Annotated in this window: 20 protein-coding genes and 1 tRNA gene; 7 read left to right on the top strand and 14 right to left on the bottom strand. The window is 67.1% G+C overall.

Features of this window, described 5'->3' with window-relative positions:
• The first annotated feature begins 226 nt into the window (after positions 1-226).
• The 4 genes from H556_RS0110265 (at position 227) to H556_RS0110255 (ending at position 2,747) form a co-directional block, all read left to right on the top strand.
• Complete coding sequence (locus H556_RS0110265) at positions 227-1,489, top strand: Glu/Leu/Phe/Val family dehydrogenase (protein ID WP_024354337.1); 1,263 nt, start codon at positions 227-229, stop codon at positions 1,487-1,489.
• A 105-nt stretch (positions 1,490-1,594) separates the two neighbouring features.
• The gene (locus H556_RS0110260) at positions 1,595-1,819 is read left to right on the top strand and encodes a hypothetical protein (RefSeq protein WP_024354336.1); all 225 of its coding nucleotides are present in this window, start codon (positions 1,595-1,597) and stop codon (positions 1,817-1,819) included.
• Between the two features lie 221 nt (positions 1,820-2,040).
• Entirely contained in the window at positions 2,041-2,190 is a 150-nt protein-coding gene (locus H556_RS16370; protein WP_155802471.1) for a hypothetical protein, read from the top strand.
• A 56-nt stretch (positions 2,191-2,246) separates the two neighbouring features.
• Positions 2,247-2,747, top strand: coding sequence for a YciE/YciF ferroxidase family protein (locus H556_RS0110255; RefSeq protein ID WP_024354335.1), 501 nt, complete (start codon positions 2,247-2,249; stop codon positions 2,745-2,747).
• On the opposite strand, the gene H556_RS0110250 is transcribed toward H556_RS0110255, so the two are convergent.
• The 7 genes from H556_RS0110250 to hemC all read right to left on the bottom strand — a co-directional run bounded on the left by H556_RS0110250 (position 2,744) and on the right by hemC (position 7,661).
• Positions 2,744-3,010: a hypothetical protein gene (locus H556_RS0110250; protein ID WP_155802469.1), complete on the bottom strand. Its 267-nt coding sequence runs from the start codon at positions 3,008-3,010 to the stop codon at positions 2,744-2,746. The genes H556_RS0110255 and H556_RS0110250 overlap by 4 nt on opposite strands.
• A 436-nt stretch (positions 3,011-3,446) precedes the next feature.
• Positions 3,447-4,181 (bottom strand): NYN domain-containing protein, encoded by a 735-nt coding sequence (locus H556_RS0110245; RefSeq protein WP_024354333.1) that lies wholly within the window; start codon positions 4,179-4,181, stop codon positions 3,447-3,449.
• Positions 4,171-4,569, bottom strand: coding sequence for a hypothetical protein (locus tag H556_RS0110240; protein ID WP_024354332.1), 399 nt, complete (start codon positions 4,567-4,569; stop codon positions 4,171-4,173). Before H556_RS0110240 ends, H556_RS0110245 begins: the two co-directional genes overlap by 11 nt.
• Positions 4,570-5,083: 514 nt before the next feature.
• Positions 5,084-5,296, bottom strand: a complete 213-nt coding sequence (locus tag H556_RS0110235) for a cold-shock protein (protein ID WP_024354331.1) — start codon at positions 5,294-5,296, stop codon at positions 5,084-5,086.
• 584 nt (positions 5,297-5,880) lie between these two features.
• Positions 5,881-5,956 (bottom strand) — tRNA-Thr (locus tag H556_RS0110230).
• Between the two features lie 48 nt (positions 5,957-6,004).
• Positions 6,005-6,712 (bottom strand): uroporphyrinogen-III synthase, encoded by a 708-nt coding sequence (locus tag H556_RS0110225; RefSeq protein ID WP_024354330.1) that lies wholly within the window; start codon positions 6,710-6,712, stop codon positions 6,005-6,007.
• Positions 6,713-6,716: 4 nt separating this feature from the next.
• Positions 6,717-7,661: a hydroxymethylbilane synthase gene (hemC, locus tag H556_RS0110220; protein WP_024354329.1), complete on the bottom strand. Its 945-nt coding sequence runs from the start codon at positions 7,659-7,661 to the stop codon at positions 6,717-6,719.
• Positions 7,662-7,774: 113 nt separating this feature from the next.
• On the opposite strand from hemC, the gene tsaD reads away from it, so the two are divergent.
• Genes tsaD through H556_RS0110205 form a run of 3 tightly spaced genes read left to right on the top strand, consistent with a single transcriptional unit; the run spans position 7,775 to position 10,444 of the window.
• Positions 7,775-9,013 (top strand): tRNA (adenosine(37)-N6)-threonylcarbamoyltransferase complex transferase subunit TsaD, encoded by a 1,239-nt coding sequence (gene tsaD, locus H556_RS16830; protein WP_029673507.1) that lies wholly within the window; start codon positions 7,775-7,777, stop codon positions 9,011-9,013.
• Between the two features lie 43 nt (positions 9,014-9,056).
• Positions 9,057-10,055 carry an NAD(P)H-dependent glycerol-3-phosphate dehydrogenase gene (locus tag H556_RS0110210; protein WP_024354327.1) on the top strand — a complete coding sequence of 333 codons (999 nt, stop codon included), beginning with the start codon at positions 9,057-9,059 and terminating at the stop codon, positions 10,053-10,055.
• Positions 10,055-10,444, top strand: coding sequence for a Rieske (2Fe-2S) protein (locus H556_RS0110205; protein ID WP_024354326.1), 390 nt, complete (start codon positions 10,055-10,057; stop codon positions 10,442-10,444). The genes H556_RS0110210 and H556_RS0110205 overlap by 1 nt, the downstream gene beginning before the upstream one ends.
• Before the next feature lie 7 nt (positions 10,445-10,451).
• On the opposite strand, the gene H556_RS16480 is transcribed toward H556_RS0110205, so the two are convergent.
• The 7 genes from H556_RS16480 to H556_RS0110170 all read right to left on the bottom strand — a co-directional run bounded on the left by H556_RS16480 (position 10,452) and on the right by H556_RS0110170 (position 16,791).
• Positions 10,452-10,610: a hypothetical protein gene (locus H556_RS16480; RefSeq protein WP_233552034.1), complete on the bottom strand. Its 159-nt coding sequence runs from the start codon at positions 10,608-10,610 to the stop codon at positions 10,452-10,454.
• A gap of 82 nt (positions 10,611-10,692) precedes the next feature.
• Entirely contained in the window at positions 10,693-11,157 is a 465-nt protein-coding gene (locus tag H556_RS0110195) for a phasin family protein (RefSeq protein ID WP_024354325.1), read from the bottom strand.
• Positions 11,158-11,186: 29 nt separating this feature from the next.
• Entirely contained in the window at positions 11,187-11,966 is a 780-nt protein-coding gene (locus tag H556_RS0110190; protein WP_024354324.1) for a creatininase family protein, read from the bottom strand.
• A gap of 97 nt (positions 11,967-12,063) precedes the next feature.
• Complete coding sequence (locus tag H556_RS0110185) at positions 12,064-12,663, bottom strand: TetR/AcrR family transcriptional regulator (protein ID WP_024354323.1); 600 nt, start codon at positions 12,661-12,663, stop codon at positions 12,064-12,066.
• Entirely contained in the window at positions 12,663-14,264 is a 1,602-nt protein-coding gene (locus tag H556_RS0110180) for a DHA2 family efflux MFS transporter permease subunit (RefSeq protein ID WP_024354322.1), read from the bottom strand. Before H556_RS0110180 ends, H556_RS0110185 begins: the two co-directional genes overlap by 1 nt.
• Positions 14,261-15,352, bottom strand: a complete 1,092-nt coding sequence (locus H556_RS0110175) for an HlyD family secretion protein (protein WP_024354321.1) — start codon at positions 15,350-15,352, stop codon at positions 14,261-14,263. Before H556_RS0110175 ends, H556_RS0110180 begins: the two co-directional genes overlap by 4 nt.
• Positions 15,353-15,447: 95 nt before the next feature.
• The gene (locus tag H556_RS0110170; protein WP_029673503.1) at positions 15,448-16,791 is read right to left on the bottom strand and encodes an amidohydrolase family protein; all 1,344 of its coding nucleotides are present in this window, start codon (positions 16,789-16,791) and stop codon (positions 15,448-15,450) included.
• Between the last annotated feature and the right edge of the window lie 92 nt (positions 16,792-16,883).

The raw sequence follows: 16,883 nt of genomic DNA, 5'->3' as shown, positions 1-16,883 counted from the left end.
GAGGGCAGGTCCGCCAGACATATAAAGATATGCTTATACCTGCAAGGCGACTTTAGCCTGTCGGATCGGCCTGTTCCAATCATCCTGAGGCTGATCTGGGATTTCGCAAGCGCACGCTTGCTATTGCGCTGCAGCATTTCATGTGGCAGCAAAATCCGCTCTTCCTTAAGAAGTAGACCTGTTCCGCCTTTGGGGCCGGGTTTATGCCTATACATTTGGAATAATCATGCCGAATCCAAACATCCTAGACGCGGCCCTGACCCGTCTCGACGAGGCCGCCCGCCACGTGCAGATCGATAGCGATGTGCTGGAGAAGCTGAAATATCCGCGCGAGACCATGAAGGTCCGATTGCTGATCCGTATGGACGACGGGTCGCGTAAATCCTTCCTGGCGTGGCGTTGCCGCTATGATGACACGCGCGGTCCGACCAAGGGCGGCATTCGTTTTCATCCCGACTCAACGGTCGAGGAAGTCGAGACCCTGGCCTTCTGGATGACGGTGAAGTGCGCCGTGACCAATCTGCCCTATGGCGGCGGCAAGGGGGCGGTGCAGGTCGACCCCAAGAGTCTGTCCAAGGCCGAGCTGGAACGGCTGTCGCGCGCCTATGTCCAGGCTTTCGCGGGCATCATCGGCCCGGATCGCGATATTCCGGCCCCCGACGTCTACACCAACGCCATGATCATGGGCTGGATGGCCGATGAGTACGCCTCCATCCAAGGGCAGGCGGCGCCCGCCGTCATCACGGGCAAGCCGATCGCCCTGGGCGGCTCGGTCGGGCGTGAGGACGCCACGGCGCGCGGCGGTTTTTACCTGACCTGTCATCTGACCGAGCGGCTGGGCCTGCCGACCGAAGGCCTGCGCGTGGCGGTTCAGGGCTTCGGCAATGCGGGCCAGCACGTGGCGCGCCTGTTCCGCAGCATCGGCGCCAAGATCGTCGCCGTGTCGGACTCGGGCGGCGCCGTTCATGCGGCCTCCGGCCTCGACGTGGACGCCCTGCTGGCGGCCAAGGCGGCTGGTCATTCGGTGGTTCAGGCTGAACACGGCGGCAAGGTCATTTCGTCGGATGAACTGATCGCTGTCGAATGCGATGTCCTGGCGCCCTCGGCGATGGAGGACATGATCCACGACGGCAACGCGGGCTCGGTCCGGGCCAAGGTCGTGCTGGAACTGGCCAACGGCCCGATCACGCCCGAGGGCGACCGCATTCTGGCCGAAAAGGGCGTGATCGTCCTGCCGGACATCCTGGCCAACGCCGGCGGCGTGACGGTGTCCTATTTCGAATGGGTCCAGAACCGCCAGGGCTATTACTGGACGCTGGACGAGGTGCAGTCGCGGCTCAAGTCCATCATCGAGACCGAGGGCGACGCCGTCTGGTCCATCGCCGAGGACAAGGGCGTCACCTTGCGAACAGCGGCCTATATCCATGCGCTTGGCCGTCTGGCGGGCGCGATCGAGGCGCACGGCACCCAGCAGTTCTTCACCAGCTAGATAGTATCGTCGACCCTCAGACTTCGCCAAAGCGTCGCATTTCCAACGGCTTCTCCGTCATCTTCCTTCGGCAAGAGGGCGGCGAGCCATGGTTGGGGCCACGCGATGGATGTCTTCTACTGCCTGATCCACACGCCGGAGGCGATCACGCCCGAGCTGTGCGTGCTGCCCGGCGCCACCGAGGTCGAGGCCGTGCGCGGCCTGACCGAGGTTGCGCGCGACTGGCCCCGCCTCGAACGCATCGACCTCTATCGCGGCAATCACGAGGTCCGCAGCTTCGCGCCCAGCGACCTCGCCCCGGCTTGCCTCGTCCGCACCCTCGCAGCGTGATGTGCAGGCATGCGCCTGCGCCGTGAGCGTGGGTCCGACTGTGATGGAGCGGGAAAGATGGCGCCGCTTAGACGCTCTGCCTCCCCTCTTATGCAGGCGAACAGCCTTTGGCCGCGAGGGTTGCATGGGAGCAGCTCAGTCGGAGGCACTCTTTCGTGTAGCGCTGCCTTAGGAACAAGCGCGAAAGCCGCTGCTTCTGGTGTGATCAACGGGAGAAAGCCATGACCGACGTTCAGCAGCAACCTAACCAAAATCCTGACAACGACCAGAACCCCGCCAACCAACCCGCGCCGGCCCGACCGGAGGAGGATGAACAGGGTGATGCTCCTGATGCGGAGCCAGATATCGCTGAAGGGTTGGATAACGACTGATCCGGATAACGCAGGCTTCGTCTTTCGCCACGAGGCCCCATCGCCAGGAGAACCCGATGGCCGAGAAAACTCTAGACGCGCTTTTCCACGACACCCTGAAAGACATTTACTACGCCGAGCGGAAAATTCTGAAGTCGCTGCCCAAAATGGCTCGCGCCGCTCAGGCTCCTGAGCTCAAGGCCGCCTTTGAGAAGCACAAAGGCCAGACCGAAGGTCAAATCGAGCGCCTGCAGCAAGTGTTCGAGATCATTGGAAAGTCAGCTCGAGGCAAAACGTGCGATGCGATCGAAGGCATCCTCGCCGAGGGCGACGAGATCATGGAAGAGTACAAGGACAGCCCCGCGCTGGACGCCGGCCTGCTCGCAGCGGCTCAAGCGGTTGAACACTATGAGATCACCCGATACGGCACGCTGAAGCGCTGGGCGAACGTTCTGGGGCTGGCGGACGCCGCTGCGCTTCTCGATGAAACGCTGCAGGAGGAGTCCCAAACCGACGTCGATCTGACCTCTATTGCTGATGCAGCTGTAAACGCAGAAGCTCTGAAGCCTGCACCCTAGCCTGCCATAAGGAAATACTCGATAAGGGCGTTATGCTGATGATCGGCGTCTTCGGCCGGCAAAGAAGGATTGTCGATGGGCGGGCACCAGTGTTCCGCGAACTTCTTGCGTAACTGCCGCCAGGTCGCCTTGCCTTCCAGTCCGTAGATTTCGGATTGGGTGTAACCTTCCCTAATGAGGGCCTTTCGAACTTCACTCGGAATGCGAAAGATTCCGCTTTCTGCAAGTTCGAGCGCCCTCTCAATCACCGGCTTCCTATGCACGAAAACAACTCCCTTGTGAGGGAAGTCTGAGCGCCGTTCATCTAGCGTAGGTTGCGACCTGAAACGCCGCCAGCAGCGTCGTTCACGTCTTTCTAGAATGGATGAACGGTCCAGGCGGCGCCTGCGAAGCAAGACACGCTCAGAAAGATGAGGAAGATCTCAAAGGGCGACAGCCTCCAGATAGAGGGCGCGTGACGGGCTTTTGCGGACATGGCGGCCTCATGGTTTCCAGAATAATCCTGAGTCCCGCCCCGGTTGAGCCCCTGACGGATAGCGGTTGGCCCTAGAGGCCGCCCAAAGCGCATCTCGCAGCTGGTCTTCTGTTCCTAAGGGCTCCATCCGCGACGCTTGTACGGATGTCGGCCCCAGCCCCAGCCCCCCTCAACCGGCGCGCGGACATTGATCGGAACCTGTCGCCGCGTCGCCGTCGCTCCGATCAGGCCAGATCGCGTATGCGCATGACGCCGCTGCTGCTGGTCTGGACCTCAAACCGTCCGGTTCCGCGAATGAGATCGGACAGTTTGGGGTAGCCGTATGTTCGCTGGTCGAAATCCGGGTAGGCGTTGCGGAGACGGTTGCCGAGACCGCCCACGGCGACCCACCCGTCTCCATCCTCGTCCATATCCGCGATCACGGTCGCGATCAGCCGCGCAGCTTCCGCCGGCCTCCGCCTGCTGTCGCTGGAGCGGCGCACGGTTTTCGATGGATCGACATCCCCGTCGCCGGGAAGGCTCAGATTTTCAGTATAAATGAAGCGAGTGCAGGCCTGACGGAAACTCTCGGGAGTCTTCTGCTCTCCGAATCCATAGACGTCGACGCCCTCTTCGCGAATGCGCGATGCAAGGCGGGTGAAATCAGCGTCCGACGAGACCAGGCAAAAACCGTCGAACCGGCCGGAATGCAGGAGATCCATGGCGTCGATGACCAGGGCGATGTCGCCCGAGTTCTTGCCCTTGGTGTTGGCGAAATTCTGCTGGGGCTGGATGGCGAACCGCGCGAGCACCTTCGTCCAGCCAGCAATCTGAGGACTGGCGAAATCGCCGTAGATGCGTCGCGCCGATGCTTCGCCTAAAGCGGCGATCTCGGTGAATAGGGCTTCGGCGATTTTCGGAGAGGCGTTTTCAGCGTCGATCAGCACAGCCAGCCGGGGGGCCCGGCCTTCAATCGCCATGGGGGGTATCCGTCTCTGCCTTGGAGCGCGGCTTCGCGTCGTCTGCCGCCCGTCGGGCGGAGAGGCGATCTGGCGAACGCGACGGCGGAGGCGCGTTCAAAGCCTCGGCGACGCCTGAGAGGAAACGGAGCCGCCGTTGGGCCGCCAGCGCTGGATCGTCCCCATAACGCATCGCGCGGCCGTCGACACGGCCCGCCTCGTCTCGAACCCGACGGACCAGGGCGGCGAGATGCCCTTTGCTTTTGCGGTCATCCATGACGACTGCATGGATCCGGGCCTCGGTCAGTCGTCGTTGCAAAGCAGCGTCAACATCCTGGCCCAGACCCGATCTCACGGCCATCTGGACAAAGTCCTGCGCGTACAGGCGCACGAAACTCTCTTCGATCATCCAGGGTCTTTCGAAAACGACGGCAAGGCCGTCTGGTGTCCTGACACAGGCGAGGTCGCCTTTCTTCTGGGCGCGCGGGCTGTCTTCACCGCAGCCGGTTTGGGACCAGCGGCGCGCCTGGCGGCCTCGGCGTCAATAAGCGGAAGAATGTCGGATGCAGCCGCGATCTGGGGCGGCAGACCATGCAGAACCAACCGTTGCGCATTGACGCGCAGAGCCGACAGATCCGTATCGCTCATTAAGGGAAGTTTCTCAGCCAGAGGCGACACAGGCGCCTCCTTCCGCCAGAGGCTCGGGGCGACGCGTCAAGCGCCACCCCTTCAACTGGTTGAAGCCGATCTCGACTCTGACTTCATCCCCCAGGACACTGGTCTTTAGCGGTCGATTAAGGCTGGGAAGAACGGTGATGGTATGGCCGTTCTCCAACCGGACCCGACGCGCTCCCAGCGGAAGCAGGCCAGTCACGACCCCGTCGAAGGCGATCCGGCCATCACGAAAAGTGACGATGTCGCCTCTAGGCCGCCACCACAAGGCGGGCTGCGGATTCCTTACCGCTGCGGGAGTCCAGTTCGACCTCGAAGTCGAGCTTCTGCCCCTCATTGAGAGAGGAAAACTCGGAGGCTTCTACCGCGGAAGCGTGCACGAAGACGTCCTTGCCTCCATCGTCAGGCGCGATAAAGCCGTAACCCTTGGTTGAATTATACCATTTTACTGTGCCGGTAGCCATTTTCAGACCTCCTATAGCGTTGGCGGCAGAGAAAGCCTCTGAAGCCTGTCGGGTCTGGATGGGATCGGCTTTTGAACCTCTATGCGTCGTGCAGAAAAGGGCAGCAGCGTTACGCAAGAAGATCGACATGTTTGATGTGGGGATGGATCACCATCAACGCAAGGTCGGGACGATAATAATCGAAACAGGCTCACGATGAGGGCCCGCCGTTGACCAGCGGGCCTCGAATTATTTTGACTGCTTTGATCCGACGGCTGCCTTGTCGACCAAGTTCTTCACGCTTGGATTGGAAACATTGGTCTTAGGTTTGGCCTTCTTCGGCTTTCCTTTGGATTCTTTCATCGTTCTTGGCCTCTCATGTGCCCGGAGACCCTAACAGGCCAGGCCCCGGCAAATGAGGCCGCAACCCGCTATCCGTGGAATATGACCGTCCTGCCCTAGACGCGCTCCAGATACCGAAACGACTACAGGACAGCAGCGTCGACACCTGCATGATGGCATGAGGACGCCCACGCAGCTCCCAAGCGGAAGCGCCTTTCGGCTTATCCTGGCCGGGCGTCAAAGCTAGCGGTGCTCTGGAAAGGTGGTGCCGCTTAGGTGACTCGAACACCTGACCCCCTCATTACGAATGAGGTGCTCTACCAGCTGAGCTAAAGCGGCCCCGGCGTCGCCCGCGTCATGGAGGCGCGGGCGAGCGAGGAGGGCTCTTTATACGGGAGCGGCAGGCTTGCCAAGAGCCGATAGCATCGCCGGCTCATCCGGGGCGGCGGCGATGCGGATTTCCGTGAAATTGAAGGCGCGCAGGGGCGCAGCGGCGGCTTGGGAAATGCAGATGGCGACGCGGCCGGAAGAGGCGGCGCGCGGCAGATTGGCCGCCAGGATTGTAGCAAGCGCGCGGGCGGCGCGGGGGGAGTGGAGCATCACAGCGTCGAAGGTTGCGGGCGCCGGGGCGTGGGTCTCGAAGGCGGCGTAGACGGGCAGGCGCTGGACCGGGCGGTCGGGCAGCAGGGTGGGCAGGTCGCCCGCTGGTTCGCGCGCGCCGGGGGCCAGCAGGGGACCGGGCGGGGCTTCGGCCGCGATCAGGCGGGCGAGGGCGTGGATATCGCCGGAGGCTGAGCGGACGTCGGCGAAGCCTGCGGCGCGGGCCGCTTCGGCGGTGGCGTCGCCGACCGCGAAGACGGGATGGCGGCTAAAGCGCGGGGCCAACGGGGCGAAGGCCTCGACGCCGTTGGGGCTGGTCAGGGCGAGAACGGCGACGGCGGCCGGGTCAGGCGCGGCGTCGAGGGCGCCGGGCAGGGGCGCCAAGGTCAGCAGGGGGACGACGAGCGGGGTGAAGCCGAGGGCTGTCAGACGGTCCGCTGTGCGGGCGGCGCCCGGTTCGGCGCGCGTGACCCAGACGCGGCGGATCGGCGTCATCGCTCTAAAGCGCGATCTTCTGGTCGCCGGCGACGGCCTGAATCTGGCCGCCGAGGTCGAGGCCGAGGGCGCGGGCGGCGGCGTGATCAACGCCCGCGGCAATGTCGCCTGAGCGGGTCCAGCGGCCCGAACCATCGGGGCTGAGCATTTCAGTGCTGAGGTGCAGGCGGCCGTCCGTAATGTGGGCGTAGGCGCCGATGGCGGTGCGGCACGAGCCTTCCAGCGCGGCCATGGCCCCGCGCTCGGCGGCGACAGCGAGGGCGGTGGGGGCGTGGTTGAGGGCGCGGGTCCAGGCGGCGTTCACGTCGCCCTCGCGCGTCTGAAGAGCCAGTGCGCCCTGACCCGGCGCGGGCAGGAAGGCGTCCAGCGGCAGGCGCTGGCGGATGACCTCGCCGAGGCCGAGGCGATTGAGGCCCGAACAGGCCAGCAGGATGGCGTCGAAGTCGCCGTCGCGCAGGCGCTTCAGTCGGGTGTCGACGTTGCCGCGCAGCATCTCGATGTTCAGGTCGGGGCGCAGGGCCAGGGCCTGCGCCTGACGACGCAGTGAAGCGGTGCCGAAACGGGCGCCCTGCGGCAGGTCGGCGAAGGTCGCGTAATGGTCGCTGATGAAGGCGTCGCGGGGGTCTTCGCGCTCTGGCACGGCGGCGATGGCCAGACCGGGAGGCTGTTCGGCGGGGACGTCCTTCATCGAGTGGACGGCGACGTCGACGCGGCCGTCCAGCAGGGCCTCTTCGATCTCCTTGGTGAACAGGGCCTTGCCGCCGACTTCCAGCAGGCGGCGATCCTGGATGCGGTCGCCGGTGGTGACGATCTCGACCAGGGGGACAAGAGCTTCGATCTCGGGATCGGGCACGCCGAGCGCCCGGCCGATGGCGCGCTGCATCATGCCGGACTGGGCCAGAGCCAGGCGCGAACGCCGGGTGCCGATGCGCAGAAGGGGTTCAGTCAAGTCGGGTCGCCGTTGCGAAAGAGGGGGCGGGTCGCTAACTCCGCCCAATGAAGATGGACGCGGACTATAGCAGGGCGACGGACGGGGCAACCGAACGGGGCCAAGGGGGCGTCATGGACGGATTGACCGTGCTGGGGCTCGAGACCAGCTGCGACGAGACCGCCGCCTCGGTGGTGCGCCTGTCGGCGGCGGGCGCCGAGGTGCTGTCCAGCGTCATCCACAGCCAGATCGACGACCATGCGGCCTATGGCGGCGTGGTGCCGGAAATCGCCGCTCGCAGCCATGTGGAGATGATCGACGGCGTGACGCGCCGGGCCATGGCCGAGGCCGGGCTGGACTGGAGCGCGCTGGACGGCGTGGCGGCGACGGCGGGGCCGGGGCTGGTCGGCGGGGTCATGGTGGGCCTGTCGTACGGCAAGGCGGCGGCGCTGGCGCGCGGGCTGCCGCTGATCGCGGTCAACCATCTGGAAGGCCATGCGGTGTCGGCGCGGCTGGGTGCGGAGACGACCTATCCCTTCCTGCTGCTGCTGGTGTCCGGCGGGCACTGTCAGCTGCTGGAGGTGCGCGGCATCGGCGACATGAGCCGTCTGGGCACGACCATCGACGACGCGGCGGGCGAGGCCTTCGACAAGATCGCCAAGGCCATGGGGCTGGGCTATCCGGGCGGACCGGCGCTGGAGAGGCTGGCGGCGTCAGGCGATGGCTCGCGCTTCGAGCTGCCCAGGGCGCTGCTGGGGCGCAAGGACTGCGACTTCTCCTTCTCGGGGCTGAAGACGGCGGCGTCGCGTCTGGCCCAGACCTGCGAGACGGATCAGGATCGGGCCGATCTGGCCGATGCGGTGCAGAAGGCCATCGCGCGCCAACTGGCGGAGCGGACCGAGCGGGCGATGAAGGCCTATGCCGAAGCGCATCCGGAACTCGCTGACGGCGCCCTCAAGCAGCCGAGCGCCGCGCGCGAGGCGGTAGGGCTTGACCAAGACGCCCTCAAGCAGCCGAGCGCCGCGCGCGAGGCGGTAGGGCTTGACCAAGACGCCCTCAAGCAGCCGAGCGCCGCGCGCGAGGCGGCAGGGCGCAAGCTATTCGTGGTGGCTGGCGGGGTCGCGGCGAACAAGACGATCCGGCGGACGCTGGAGGATCTGGCGACGAAATACGGCTTCGCCTTTCTGGCGCCGCCGATGGCCTATTGCACCGACAATGCGGCGATGATCGCCCTGGCGGGGGCCGAGCGGCTGGAAAAAGGGCTGACGTCGGACATCGATGTCGCCGCCCGGCCCCGATGGCCTCTGGACGAGACGCGCGCCAGCGTTGATCCTGTGCACAAGAAAACGGGCCGCAAGGGCGCCAAGGCTTAAAGCGGCTTGGCTCCCGGCGGGGGGTCGGGGGACCGGAGAAGACATGGAATTTCATACGGCAGGCGTAATTGGCGGCGGCGCCTGGGGCACGGCCCTGGCGCAGAGCGCGGCGGCGGCGGGGCTGGCCGTGGTGTTGCAGGCGCGCGAGCCCGAGGTGATCGAGAGTATCCGCACGCGCCGGGTCAACGAGGCCTTCCTGCCGGGGGTCGAACTGGATTCGGCCATCAACGTGACTTCCGATCTGGCGGATCTGGCCGACTGCGACCTGATTCTGGCCGTGCCGCCCGCCCAGCATATGCGGGCGACGTTGCAGGCCTTCGCGCCTTATGCCCGGCCGGGCCTGCCCATCATCCTGTGCTCCAAGGGCATTGAGCGCGGCTCGCTGAAGCTGATGACGGATGTGCTGGCCGAGACGATCCCGTCAGCCACGGCCGCTGTGCTGTCGGGGCCGAGCTTCGCTGCCGAGGTGGCGCGCGGCCTGCCCAGCGCCGTGACCCTGGCCTGCGCCGATGCGGCGATGGCCGAGGCCCTGGCGGGCGCCCTGTCGGGGCCGGTCTTCCGCCCCTATTACGCCGACGACCTGATCGGAGCCGAGACCGGCGGGGCGTTGAAGAACGTCCTGGCTATCGCCTGCGGCATCGTCGAGGGGCGCGAACTGGGCCGCAGCGCCCACGCCGCCGTCATTACTCGCGGCTATGCCGAGATCGTGCGCGTGGCGACGGCGCTAGGCGGGAAGGCCGAGACGGTGGCGGGGCTATGTGGCGTCGGCGATCTGGTGCTGACCTGCTCCAGCCCCCAGTCGCGCAACATGAGCCTGGGCCTGGCGCTGGGGCAGGGTTTGAGCGTTGAGCAGGCGCTGGCCGGCAAACGCTCGGTAGCCGAGGGCTATGAGAGCGCGCCCGCCGTGCGCGAGCTGACCCGCAAGCTGGGCGTCGACACGCCCATCTGCGAGGCGACGGCGGCGGTGCTGGCGGGAGAGCTGACGGTGGATCAGGCGATCGAGAGCCTGCTGACCCGCCCGCTGAAGCCCGAGCGCGAATAGTGACCGAAGAGGTTCCGGCGCCGGAGACGCAGGAGCGCAAGCGGGTCTGGAAGACGCCGCCGAACGTGGCCCTGTGTCTGGAGGCGGACATCGCCGATCCCGGCTCGCGCGGCTTCGTGCTGCAGATCGGCGAGGCCTTCTTTCACGGCTTCGTGGTGAGGAAGGACGGTCGGGTCGCGGGCTGGGTGGATCGCTGCCCGCACGCAGGCTTTCCCATTGCGGTGGAGCTGGATCGTTATCTGACGCCGGACGGGTCGCTGATCCTGTGCGGCTGGCACGGGGCGGCGTTCGAGCCGCTGTCGGGCGCCTGCGTCGCCGGGCCCTGCGCGGGCGGCAAGCTGGCGCCCTGGCCGGTCGAGGCCCGGGATGGGGTTATTCGGACCGCGTAAGCGCGGCCTATTCCTTCGGCACCAGCTTGGGGTCCTTGGTGAAGGCGTCGTCGACCTCGTCCTCGGTGATCCGCTTGGACGGATCGCCCGGCTGGTTGAGGTTCTGTTCCTCGGTGCCGTCGCCCATCATGCCGGGGTGAGGGTCCTTGGGGTCTTTCTCGGCCATCGTGATCTCCTTTGCATGGCTGCAAAAGCAATCCGGGGATGGAGCAGGGCGTTCCATCACGCCCGCGCGAGCTGGGAGATGCCTAGCGTTTCAGGCGCCGCGCGTTAGCCGTGGCCTTGGCGTGGACGGGCGCCAGGGCCTGTCCCTGCGCCTTCAGCGCCGCGCCGTAGAAGGCCCAGCCGTCGCTCATCGCCCGGCTCCACGCGCCCATCGCCCAGTCGGTCTGGGCGGCGGCGAAGGCGAAGGGGGTGTCGGCGCGCGCCAGTTTGGCCATGCAGTCGGCGGCCTCCGCCCCCTCGCGCGCGGCCACGCGGCCCGCCCGTTCGGCCAGATCCATCGCTCCGGCATAGGCGGCCCCGGCCGAGGCCGCCATGGCCTCGACCTTCTCGGTTCCCATGCGGCCCAGTTCGGCGTGGTCGGCGCGCAGCGGATTGGCCATCGCCTCGCCCATGATGCCCAGCCGCCGCGTGATGACGGCGGCCGAGGCCTCGGCCAGTTCCTGACCGGCCTGGGCGTTGCGCAGGGCGTTGCGGGCGGTCTTCTGCATGGGGCTCATGCAGCGACCCTGAGCCTGTTTCAGGCGACCGGCAAGACTTCCTGTGCGAAGTCGGTCAGATCGCGGATCAGGGCCGGGACGGCGGCGTCGATGATGCGCTGGCCCTTTTCCGGGGTCGCCTGCGCCGGGTCCGAGCCGATGCGGCCGTCGGGGAAGCGGGCGCGATAGTCGTTGGCGTCGCGGATCGGGCCGAACGGGGCGATCTTCGGCTCATAGGCGGCGGTCTTGATCCGGTCGGGATAGCCCGCCTGGGTCACGGCGATCTCGGACGGCGTGGCGTGGCTGCCGTGGCCCGTCGGGAAGATGTCCTCGCATAGCTTCTGCACGCCCGGCAGGTCCCACCAGTTGCGCAGCTTCAGCACGAAGGGCGGGCGCTCGGCCCAGGGCTCGGGCGTGAAGGACCAGTCGGCGTAGATTTCGGCGAAGGCGGCCTCGATGGTGGCGACGTTGCCGCCGTGGCCGTTCAGGAAATAGATGCGCTCGAAGCCGTGGCGCGTCAGCGACGACACCCAGTCGGCGATCGCCGCCATGAAGGTCGACGGGCGCAGGGTGATGGTCCCGGGAAAGGCCAGGTGGTGCTGGGCCATGCCGATGTTGAAGGTGGGGGTGACGACCAGCCTGTCGTCGCCCTTTTCGGCCGCGTGGGCGATGATCTCGGGGCACAGCCAGTCGGTGCCGAGAAGGCCCGTCGGGCCGTGCTGCTCATTGGAGCCGATCGGCACGATCACCGTCTTGGACAGCAGGGCGCCGGACTTCAGGCGCTCGTCGATCTCGGGCCAGGACGACAGGTGGATCAGCATGGGAAACGGCTCCGGCGGGCGCAAGGGAAAGGATTGAGGGCGGCTTTACGCTGATCCGCCTTCAGGGCCAACTTCAGGGCCAATCAGGCGCGGCCGTCTATTCCGGCGCGAAGGCGCGGACGAAACGGCGCGCGACCTCGCGCGCCCTGGCGGGCAGGTCGGCGATGTCGGGATGGGGCAGGCCCAGCACCGAGCGCAGATGGCCGTGGCCCAGCGCCATGCCGGTGAACATTTCGGCGGCGGCCAGGGCGTCGGGGACCGCCAGCCGCCCCGCCTCGTCCTGCGCCTTCAGCCAGGCGGCGATGCGCCGGACGCTCTCGCCCGGACCGGCGTCATAGATGGCGCGCGCCAGCTCCGGCGCTTCGGGCGAGACCAGGGCCACGCCGCGCAGGGAGGCGCCCTTGCCGCCCGTGCAGATCTTGCCGATCAGGGTCTCGGCGATGGCGGCCAGCACCGCTTCGGGCTCGGCGCCTGAGGTCAGGGGGGCGGTGACGGCGTCCGAGCGCTGGGCCGCCAGCGCCCGACCGATCTCGGTCTTGGTCGCAAAGCGATTGTAGAGGGTCTGTTTCGAGACGCCCGCGCGCCGGGCGATCTCGCTCATCGAGGCCTTGGCGCCCTTTTCGACGAACAGGCCTGAAGCAGCCTCCAGTATGGCCTGGCTCTTCTGTTCGTCGATCTGGCCGCGGGCGCGGGGCATCAGTGAACGTCCGAGGAAGCGGCGGCGGGATTGGGCTTGGCCGGTTTGGACAGAAGCGTCAGGAATCCGGCGCAGGCGCAGCCGACGGCCAGCAGGGCGAAGGCGTCGCCAAAAGCCAGGGTCGTCGCCTGTTTCTGCAACATCCCATAGATCGCCTTCATTGCCGAGGCCTGCGGGTCGATGGAGCCCGAGAAACGCACGGCCATGCCGGCGATCATGTCGCGGACTCCCTGATGGGTCTGGTCGATGGCGCTGGTCAGTTCGGCCATGTGCAGGGCGGTGTTCTGGGTCAGGGAGGTGTTGAGGATGGCCAGGCCGAAGGCGCCGCCGACGTTGCGCGCCAGGTTCACCAGGCCCGAGGCGTTCTTGACCATATGCGGGGGCAGGGTGGCCATCGTCACCTGCTGCGAGGCGATCATGGCCAGCATGACGCCGGCGCCGCGCATGGCCTGGACCCCGGCGAACTCCCAGAAGCCCCACTGGTCCGTGACGATGCGGGCGTCCCACATGCCCCAGGCGGCCAGCATGAAACCGACGAACATCAGGATGCGCGCGTCGACCTTGCGCACCAGCCGCCCGGCGAAGGGGGCGGTGGCGAACATGGCCAGACCAGACACGATCATGGTGGTGCCGACCTCGGCCGCCGAATACTCGCGCACCCGACCCAAAAACAGCGGCAACAGGAAGGTGCCGCCGAACAGGGCCGCGCCGACGATGAAGGTCATCAGCACCCCCACCACGAAGTTGCGGTTGCCGAAGGCGCGCAGCTCGACGATCGGATTGCGGTAGGTCAGCGAGCGCCAGATGAAGGCCGGGCCGCAGATTCCCGCGATGATGCTGAGCAGCAGGATGTTGTCGTCCGCGAACCAGTCCTCCTTGGCGCCTTCCTCCAGCACGAACTGCAGGCTCATCAGGAAGGCGGCCATCAGGCCCAGGCCCCACCAGTCGAACCCCTTGGCCAGGCTGGGGTCGCCCTTGTCGAAATGGGCGTAGCGCCCGACCAGGAACAGGACGATCACGCCGGGGAAGACGTTGATGAAGAACAGCCAGTGCCAGCTCAACTGCTCGGTCAGATGGCCGCCAAGGGTCGGGCCGACGGTCGGGGCCAGGGTGACGATCAGCCCCATGATGACGCTGGCGGTCACGCGACGTTCGGGCGGGAAGGCGGTGAAGGCTACGGCGAAGACGGTGGGGATCATGGCCCCGCCGACAAACCCCTGCAGCGCGCGGAACAGGATCATCATCTCGATGGACGACGACAGGCCGACCATGACGCTCATGATCAGGAAGCCTGTGCAGGAGGCCAGAAAGACGATCCGCGTGCCCCATAGCCGCGACAGATAGCCCGACAGGGGGATCATCACGACCTCGGGGATCAGATAGGCGGTCTGGATCCAGCTGATCTCATCGGCCGAGGCGCCGACCCCCGCCTGAATCTGCGGCAGGGAGGCGGCGACGATCTGAATGTCGAGAATGGCCATGAACTGGCCGATCACCATGCCCGCGAAGCCGAGCAGCAGGGCCGTCCAGTTGATCTCGGGCTGGGCGCCCGGTGCGGTCGTTGACGGCGCCGGGGCCGATGACGCGGCCGCGTCGGTCACGGGGCGGGACTCGTATTGGCGGCTTCGGCGAAGGCGGCGCCGCCCTGGCTCTTCAGATCGACCTTGACCTCGACCGACAGGCCGGGGCGCAGGATGATCGGCTGGCCCCTGTCGTCGCGCTCGACCGCGATGCGGACCGGCACGCGCTGGGTGATCTTGGTGAAGTTGCCGGTGGCGTTCTCGACCGGGATCAGGGCGAACTCGGAGCCGGTGGCCGGGGCGAAGCTGTCGATACGCCCTTGCAGCGACCGGCCGGGGAAGGCGTCGGCCTTGATCTCGACCGATTGGCCCAGCCGCATCCGTCCGACCTGCGTCTCCTTGAAGTTGGCGACCACATAGGCATCCGTCAGCGGCACCAGGGACATCAGCTGGCCGCCCGCCTGAACGACCTGACCCACGCGCACGCCGCGCGCGCCGACGACGCCCGCCACCGGGGCGCGGATCACCGTGCGCTCCAGCGTCAGCTGCGCCTGCTCGACCAGGGCGCGCGCCTGCTCCACGGCGGCCACGCTCTGCTGGCGCGACGAGCCCAGCACGGCGGCGGTGCGCTGCTGGGCGGTCAGGGCGGCCTGGGCCTGGGCGACCGAGGCGCTGGCGGTCTCGGCCGAGGCGCGCTGGGTCTCGATACGCTGCTGCGACACCCAGCCCTGATCGGCCAGCTTGCCGTAGCGGTCGACCTCGGCGCGGGCGAGATTGGACTGGGCCTGGGCCTGGGTCACGGCGGCGGCGCGGGCGGCGATGTTGGCCTGTTCCTGTTCGGCGCGGGCGTCGACATTGGCTACGGCGGCGTCCAGAGCCGCCAGATTGGCCTGGGCCTGAGCCAGGGCGGCGCGGGCGTCCGCATCATCCAGCCGGACCAGAATCTGACCGGCCTCGACGCGCTGGTTGTCCTTGACCAGGACCTCGACCACCTCGCCGCCGATGCGGGGACTGACAGCCACGGTGTCGGCCTGGACGAAGGCGTTGTCGGTGCCTTCCCAGCGCTGCTTGCCCTGCCACCAGACGACGCCTCCGACGATGAGGCCAAGGCCGACGACGCCGGCGACGATCAGGGGCAGACGCTTCTTGAGCGGGGCGGGGAGGGCCATGGGGGAGACAGCTCGCTTGGAATTTCGCGCGTAAAATGGACGGCGGCGTCCAGAATACAAGGGCGAGCTGCGTAAAAATGTCGCAGAGGGCGCAGTTAGTCCCGCGCCGGCGCGAAATCGCGGCGCTCGAAACGCTGTCCCCGTTTCACGGTGAAGACCAGACGGCGCAGATTGGCCACGTCGGCGGACGGATCGCCCGCCACGAAGATCATGTTCGCCAGTTTGCCCGCCGCCAGCGTCCCCATATCGGCTTCCTGATTCAGGGCGCGGGCGGCGGTGGCTGTGGCGGCGACGATGACGTCGCCCGGCGTCATGCCGACAGCGTTCTGCAGCAGCTCCATCTCTTCCAGCAGGGCGGGCCAGGGATCGGCCTCCGGCGTCTCTCCGTCGGTGCCGGCGGCGATGGCGACCCCGGTGCGATAGGCCTGACGGGTCAGGGCGAAGACCATCGGCCCCGAACAGATCGGCTGGCGGGCGCCCGGCCGGTCGGAGACGGCGCGTTCCTGATCGGCGTAGACCCAGACGGTGGCGTCCAGGACGATCCCCTTGTCGCGCATCTGGTTCAGCAGGCCCTGCACCACCGGATTGTCGCCATTGAGGAAGGGGGCGCGGTCGATCGGCGTGCGGCTGGCGTAGCTCTGGGGGCGATCGGCGGGCGTCTGGGCCTGGTGGGCCAGGATGCAGGCGTGGGACATGACGTCGGGACCGGCGTCGATCACCTCCTGCGGCGTCGCCGGATAGACCATGGCGTGGGTCCAGACTGGGAATCCCTGGCGATGGGCCTCGGCCGTGACGGCGGCGATGCGCTCCGCCGGCAGGTCGGCGTAGATCTTGATTCCGGAGGCGGAGGTTCCGCGCGCCATGGCGACGGCCAGGGGCAGGTCCGTTTCGGGGGTGATCGCCTGCATCCAGGGCGTTCGGCCCGGAATCTCGCCTGCGGTCACGGCCCTCGTGCGGGGGTCGTCGAAGAAGCCCTCGCCCGCCATGAGGGCGGCGTAATAGATGTCGGGCGACGGAACCTCTCCTACCCGCGCCTGACGCGCCAGTTCGCCGACGGAGCGCAGGTCGTCGGCCATGCCGCGAACGGCGGTGACGCCCGAGTAGAGCCAGCGCTGCATGTGGACATGCGCCCTGTCGGCGTTCGGCGGAGTGGCGATATGCACATGGCTGTCGATCAGGCCGGGCAGGACATGAAGGCCGGAGACATCGACCCGTTCGGCGCTTGACGGCATGGCGTCGGCGTCAGGCTGGATCGCCAGGATGCGTTCGCCCTGAACAAGGATTGTGGTTCCGCGGCGCGGCGCGGCGCCTGTGCCGTCGATCAGGACCGCGCCGTGATAAGCGATGACGGGCGTGTCGGCGGCGGGGGTCTGGGCGGACGCCGACACGGCCAACGCCAAAAAGGCCGCTGTCGTCAGCGCGCGCGATAAATGGATCATGACCGTCTTTTCCCCTTGTCCCTGTTGCGGCTTGGGGGAAGGCGCTGCGGGCGTCAAGCGGCCCACCCCCGTTGACGAGGCGTCCGTGGAAG

Origin of the sequence: Brevundimonas naejangsanensis DSM 23858, from assembly GCF_000421705.1 — a bacterium.
GTDB classification, from domain to species: domain Bacteria; phylum Pseudomonadota; class Alphaproteobacteria; order Caulobacterales; family Caulobacteraceae; genus Brevundimonas; species Brevundimonas naejangsanensis.
This window is presented reverse-complemented; position numbering and strand designations above follow the sequence as displayed.